This window comes from Streptomyces sp. NRRL F-5755, from assembly GCF_001279365.1.
GTDB lineage: Bacteria > Actinomycetota > Actinomycetes > Streptomycetales > Streptomycetaceae > Streptomyces > Streptomyces rimosus.
In genome coordinates this window covers 1-2,231 of the sequence record NZ_LGCW01000136.1, presented here as the reverse complement: position 1 = coordinate 2,231, position 2,231 = coordinate 1, and the positions used below count along the sequence as shown (strand labels likewise).

At 74.0% G+C, this 2,231-nt stretch carries 2 protein-coding genes; both read left to right on the top strand.

Features of this window, described 5'->3' with window-relative positions:
• A partial coding sequence (locus ADK86_RS14945; protein WP_234345866.1) for a pyridoxal phosphate-dependent decarboxylase family protein occupies positions 1-774 on the top strand: 774 nt, incomplete at its 5' end.
• On the top strand, positions 771-2,231 hold a 1,461-nt coding region (locus ADK86_RS14940), incomplete at its 3' end, for a lysine N(6)-hydroxylase/L-ornithine N(5)-oxygenase family protein (RefSeq protein WP_234345865.1). The genes ADK86_RS14945 and ADK86_RS14940, both read left to right, overlap by 4 nt.

Here is a 2,231-nt window from a genome sequence, read left to right as displayed (position 1 = left end):
CCCCACACCCTCCACACCGCCCTGACCGACCTCCGCCACCCCGGCACCCCCGGCCCCCCGGTCCTCGTCTGCGCCACCGCCGGCACCACCGACACCGGCGCCATCGACCCGCTCCCCGCCCTCGCCGACCTCGCGGACACCCACGGCGCCCGCCTCCACGTCGACGCCGCCTACGGCGGACCCCTCCTGTTCAGTGACACCCACCGCCCGCTGCTCACCGGCCTGCACCGCGCCCACACCGTCACCCTCGACCTGCACAAACTCGGCTGGCAGCCGGTCGCCGCCGGACTCCTCGCCGTCCCGGCCACGGCCCACCTCGCCCCGCTGGCCCACCGCGCCGCCTACCTCAACGCCGACGACGACACCGAAGCCGGCCTCCCCGACCTGCTCGGCCGCTCCCTGCGGACCACCCGCCGCCCCGACGTCCTCAAGATGGCCGTCACCCTCAAGGCCCTCGGCCGCACCGGTCTCGCCGACCTCGTCGACCCCACCCCCGCCGCCGCCCGCACCTTCGCCGACCTCATCGACGCCCCCCCCGCCCACGAACTCCACCCCCGCCCCACCCTCAGCACCGTCCTCTTCCGCCCCGCCGGCGCCCACGACACCACCGTCGCCACCATCCGCCGCCGCCTCCTGCACCGCGGCCGCGCCGTCCTCGGCCGCGCCGCCACCCCCACCGGGCTCTGGCTCAAAGCCACCCTCCTCAACCCGTACACCACCACCGACGACCTCACCTCCCTCCTGAAACTCGTGGAAGGCCACACCCCGCGATGAGCACCCCCCGCCCCGACGCCGCCACCCTCCAACTGCCCTCCCCGAGCCCCGGACCCGATACCCCGGCCAGGACCCGCACCGCCGGCACCGAACCCGATCCCGCCGGCCACCGGCCCGTCAGCACCCCGGACGAGCCACTGGACCTCATCGGCATCGGCATCGGCCCCTTCAACCTCTCCCTCGCCGCCCTCGCCCACCCCCTGACCGAGCTGCGCACCGCCTTCTACGACCAGCGCCCCGCCTTCCAGTGGCACCCCGGCCTGCTCATCGAGGACGCCACCCTCCAAGTCCCCTTCCTCGCCGACCTCGTCACCCTCGCCGACCCCGCCAGCCCCTGGAGCTTCCTCAACTACCTCAAGCACCGGGAACGGCTGTTCCCCTTCTACTTCTCCGAGCGCTTCCACATCCACCGCGCCGAATACGACGCCTACTGCCACTGGGTCAGCACCAACCTCCCCGCCCTGCGCTTCCGCCACCAGGTCGACGCCGTCCGCTGGAACGCGGACCGCGCCGCCTTCGAGGTGGACTACACCCAGCTCGGCGCGGACGGCGAAGCCGAGGCCCTGGGCCGCGCCTACGCCCGTAACCTCGCCCTGGGCATCGGCAGCGTCCCGCACGTACCCGAAGCCCTCAAACCGCTCGCCGACGCCCCCGCCGTCCCCGTCCTCCACTCCGCCGACTACCTCGCCCACCGCGAACGCCTGCTGACCGCCGAGCACATCACCGTCATCGGCGGCGGCCAGTCCGGCGCCGAGGTCTTCCTCGACCTGCTGCGCGCCCGCCCCGCCGGCCGCGAAGGGCTGCACTGGCTCTCCCGTACCGGCGCCTTCGCACCCATGGAGTACAGCAAGCTCGGCCTCGAACACTTCACCCCCGACTACACCCGCTACTTCCACGCCCTCCCCGAGTCCGTACGCGACGAACTGCTGCCCGGCCAGTGGCAGCTCCACAAGGGCATCGACCACGGCACCCTCGCCGCCATCCACGACGAGCTGTACCGGCGCACCCTCCACGGCGGCTGGCCCGACGCCACCCTCACCCCCGGCGTCACCGTCCGAACGGCCGGCCGCGTCGGCACCACCAAGGTCGAACTCCACCTGGAACACCCGCACCAGGCCGCCCGCAGCCGCCTGACCACCGACGCCGTCGTCCTCGCCACCGGCTACCGGGCCTCCCGCACCGACACCCTGCTCGCCGCACTCGACCCCTACATGCGCCGCGACGCCGCCGTCCGCCCCCGCATCGACACCGAACAGCGCCTCGTCCTGGACCCCTGCGTCACCGGCTCCGTCTTCGTCCAGAACGCCGAACACCACACCCACGGCGTCGGCACCCCCGACCTCGGCCTCGCCGCCTGGCGCGGCGCCACCATCCTCAACACCCTCACCGGCCGCCCCGTCTACCCCCTGCCGGCCCGCACCGCCTTCACCACCTTCGGCCTGCGCCCCTCACCACCC